Annotated in this window: 2 protein-coding genes; both read right to left on the reverse strand. The window is 70.5% G+C overall.

The features are described from left to right. Positions 1 to 91 precede the first annotated feature (91 nt). Complete coding sequence (locus H5J33_RS25455) at positions 92 to 1,426, reverse strand: ricin-type beta-trefoil lectin domain protein (protein ID WP_181797205.1); 1,335 nt, start codon at positions 1,424 to 1,426, stop codon at positions 92 to 94. 87 nt (positions 1,427 to 1,513) lie between these two features. Further along, a complete protein-coding gene (locus H5J33_RS25460) occupies positions 1,514 to 3,922 on the reverse strand; it encodes a ricin-type beta-trefoil lectin domain protein (protein WP_309485486.1) in 2,409 nt (802 codons plus the stop codon). Positions 3,923 to 4,261: the final 339 nt, after the last annotated feature.

The raw sequence follows: 4,261 nt of genomic DNA on the forward strand, positions 1-4,261 counted from the left end.
CACTTCTCCGAGCCGGGCGCGGGCCCGACCGGTCCGGGGCCGGTCTGTCGGCGGGCCGGGTCCGCACGGTGCGGGGCCTGGCCCGGGTGTGTCAGTTCCGCAGGCGCCAGTGCTGGTTCGCACCGCCCGTGCAACTCCACAGCTGGACTTTCGTTCCGTTCGCGGTCCCCTGGCCGACGGCGTCCAGGCACAGCCCTGACTGCACGGCTGTGATCGTGCCGTCGGGATTGACGTTCCACTGCTGGTCCGCCTGCCCGCCGCAGTCCCAGATCGCCGCCGGTGCACCGCTCCCCGACTGGCCGGAGGTGCCCAGGCACTTGTTGCCGTAGACAACGAGCTGCTTTCCGGTGCTGTGGGTCCACCGCTGGTTGGAGCCGCCGTTGCAGTCCCACAGCTGTGCCTGGGTGCCGTTGGCCGTGGTGGAGTTGTTGATGTCCAGGCAGCGCCCCGACTGCTCGCCGACGATCTCCTGGTTGGAGGGCGGCTGCGGTTGCTGGTCCGAGCCGAACTGGGTGAGGAACTGCCACACCGCTGCCGACGTCCAGGTGCGCCAGCCGTCGCCGGTGGAACCGTCTATGGGACCGGGGTCGTGTCCCGCTCCGTCGAACGCGGCCCAGACGACGGGGTACCCGGACCTGCATCCGGAGTAGGCGGTGATGATGTGCGTCAGGCTGCCGTAGGCCGGTTCGGGCGGGTTCTGCGGGGTGCAGCCGTTGGCCCGGACGAAGGTGTCGCGCAGTTCCCGTCCCGAGGAGATGGGGAGCACGTTGTCCCTGATGCCGTGCAGACCCATGTAGGCGATGGGCTGAGTGCCGCCGTTGCACCCGCTGAGGTTCGCGCCGGAGTAGACCGCGACCGCGCGGAAGACCGTCGCCCGGGAGCAGGCGAGGGCGTAGGACATCGCGCCGCCGTAGCTGAAGCCGACGGAGAACAACTGGGTGGTGTCGACGCACAGACCTGCTTCGATCTGGCTGACCATGGCGTCGGTGAAGGCTATGTCCTGACCGCCGGAGTTGGCCCAGCCGTTGCCGATGCCCTGGGGGGCGACGAAGATCGTGCCGTTGTTCGCGCTGTCCGCCAGGCGCCGCAGGCCGTAGTAGGACCAGTTGTACCCGTCCGTTCCGCCCGAGTCGACGTCATTGGCCGTGCCGCCGCGCCAGTGGAAGCCGAAGACCAGCCGGTAGGGGTGGTTGCCGTCGTAGCCGGCCGGGACACGCAGTATGTAACTGCGCGTCTGGCCGCCGCTCTGGATCGTGTGTGTCCCACTCGTCAGCGTGGGGGCCTTGCCGCAGCCCGCGGTCCCGGCGGCGCCGGTGGCCGCGGCCGGCGCGGTCCCGCCGAGGGCGCCGCCGAACGAGGTGCCGGCGGCCGCCAGGACGAGAAGTACCGCCGCCACGAGGGGCGTCAAGAGGTGTTTGCGTTTCATGCACTCCTTCTTCCGGAGTCGGGGACGGGCGGGGAGTTCCGGACGCCGGGGCGGTTCGGCTCCCGGTGCCGGTCCCCGCGTTGCCGATCAGTCGCGCGTCCACTTCTGGTTGGCGCCGCCGTTGCAGGACCACAACTGCAACAAGGTGCCGTTGGCCGTTCCCGCGCCGGTGGCGTCCAGGCAGAGGCCGGACTGGTCACCGGTGATCGTGCCGTCGGTGTGGATCGTCCACTTCTGGTTGCCGCCGCCGTTGCAGTCCCAGATGTCCACCTTGGTGCCGGGGCTGGTGCCCTGGCCCGCGGCGTCCAGGCAGACGCTGCCGTAGACCCGCAGCTCACCGGCCGAGGTGTTCGTCCACTGCTGGTTGCCGCCGCCGTTGCAGTCCCACAGCTCCACCTGGGTGCCGGCCGTGTGCGACTGGTTCGGCACGTCCACGCACCGGCCGGACGCGGCCCCGACGATCGCGCCGGTCGTGCCGCCGTCGTTTCCGCCGCTGCCGGGAGTGATGGACAGGTTGTCGAACTGTGCCGTCTCGCCCTGGCTGGTCGCGTAGCCGATCTGTCCGGCGGCCCAGGTGCCGTCGGTCACGGTACCGGCCGTGACACCGTCGATGACGGCGGTGATGGTGGCGCCGGAGAAGGTGAGGGCCAGGGTGTGCCACCGGTTGGTGCCCAGCGCCGCGGTCGTGCCGCGGGCCAGGGTGGACACGGTGCCGTTGGTGTTGGAGTTCAGGATCGACCAGGCCCCGGTGTCGCCGACCCGCAGGTGATAGGCGTTCAGCCCTCCGGTGCGGTCGTAGTCGTGCCCACCCGCACGGCCGATCAGCTCGGCGTATCCGGGCTGTTCGAGCATCACGTCGGAGGAGACGGTGTAGTTGCCCCAGCTCACGTCACCGAGCAGGGCGTGCGGATCGGTCAGCGCGTCCCAGGTGATCGGCTTCTGCGGGCTCATCTGGCGCACGCACTTGCCGCCGCGGCCGCCGCCGCAGGCCACCGCCTCGAAGGCGCCCTGCCAGTCCATGAGGTACTTGGCCTCGCCGCCGGTGGCGTAGCCGTCGAAGGAGTCGCCGTACGGCAGGGCCTGCCTGCCCTGGGCGGGGCCGGTGGCGGTGCCCTTGCCCTGGCCGGTCGTGGTGGTCAGGGTGTACACCCGGCCGGGCTGGACGGTGAGGCTGAAGCCGCCGCCGGACGGGGTGATGTCCGCGGCGTGCACGAAGTAGTCGGCCGGGTTGCCGGAGGTGACGTCGGTCGACCAGACGTGCACGGTCCTGGCGGACAGCCCCCCGGTGACGGTGAAGTTCAGCGTCTGGGCGCTGCCGGCGTCCATCGTCTCGATGATCGTGGAGTAGTCGGAGTTGTTCGTGGACTTCAGCGAAACGTAGCTGCCGTTGTTCCGATTGCCCGCGATGTAACCGCTGGAGGCGTCGAGGTAGTGCCATCCCGGGGCGGTGAACTGGGTGGTCTGTGCCGTCACCCAGGCGTTCTTGCCGATCGAGTAGTGGCCGGACCAGGGCTGCGAGGCCAGGGCCAGGCCCATGGTGGGGTACGGCAGGTTGGGCGTGATCGCCGCGACCACCGGCCAGTTGAGGTACGCGGTCATCCGGCCGTCGATGTATCCGCGGTTGATACCGCGGGCCACGGCCTGGGCGCCCCCGTTGTAGTCGTCCGAGCCGTTCTCGCTCGCCCACAGCGCCTTGCCGGACGATGTGGCGGCCGACGGCACCGAGCAGTTGGACTGGGACGAGCGGTAGCCGCAGGGGTAGTGCGTGCCGATGACGCCCACCGCGGAGGCGAACGCCGGGTCGGAGTTGACGTCACCCGCCACGGACCAGTCCGAGTCGGCCGCGACGATCTTGACGCTTCCGTAGCCGTTGCTGTTCAGCGCGCCGCGCAGCTGCTCGTACCAGGAGATGTTGTAGCCCCGCTCGTTCCACCCGCCGAGGTAGTCGATGCTCAGCCCGTGCTGTTTGGCGCAGCCCAGCCACGAGAGCAGGTAGTTGGTCATGTCGGTGGACCAGAAGTTCCCGCCGCCGATCCAGCCGGGCGCTCCCCAGGCGAGCCCGTACAGCTTGATGTCCGGGTTGCGCGCTTTGGCCTGCTCCATCAGCCACCACTCGTAGCCCCGGTCGCAGTTCAGGTCGGACCGGGTGTGCTGGTGACTCGGCTCGGCCCCCGACGTGGAGTTGGTGTCACCCCCGATCTCGGCCTTGAGGATCTGCAGGGAGGCGCCGTATCCGGGTTTGAACAGGTAGTCGAGGATCTGGCCGCGCTGGGGCTCGGGATAGTCGATCAGGAGTCTGCTGTTGCCGCCCCCGCCGCTGATCGCGCCGACGCCGTCGAAGGTCCGGCCGCCGGACGCGCCGTTGATCGTGATGGAGGTGGCGGCCTGGGCCGGGGCGGCGGCCGTGCCCACGAGACCGCCGACGGTCAGGAGGAGGCCCGCGCATACGGCAGTCGAGGCGCGCATGCGCCGTAACAGCCGTCCGATTGCTGACACGGTGATTCCTTTCGCAGGTCGGATGCGTTCCCTGGCCGCCGGGACGGTGCGGCCGCGGGACGCGGTGGGGGGTACTGCTCGGGGTGGCCGTGTCCGCACGGCCGCCGGAGGCCGCTCGCGGGCCGGCGTCCGTGGGCCGCGGTCAGCGCAGGACCAAGTCCTGGTGCGTACGGCGGTGTGGCGCTGTCCGGCGCGAAGGCGTCTGCCGGTGGTGACGGCCCGTGGCCGGGGGTGAGCCGGCCACGGGGCGGAACCGTTCGGATCGGTTGGGGGTCAGCGCTGGAGGGTGAGGACCCCCGGGCGCCACGGCAGCTGGTCGTAAGGACCGCTGGCGGACGG

It is taken from the genome of Streptomyces sp. WELS2 (assembly GCF_013870595.1).
Lineage (GTDB): Bacteria > Actinomycetota > Actinomycetes > Streptomycetales > Streptomycetaceae > Streptomyces.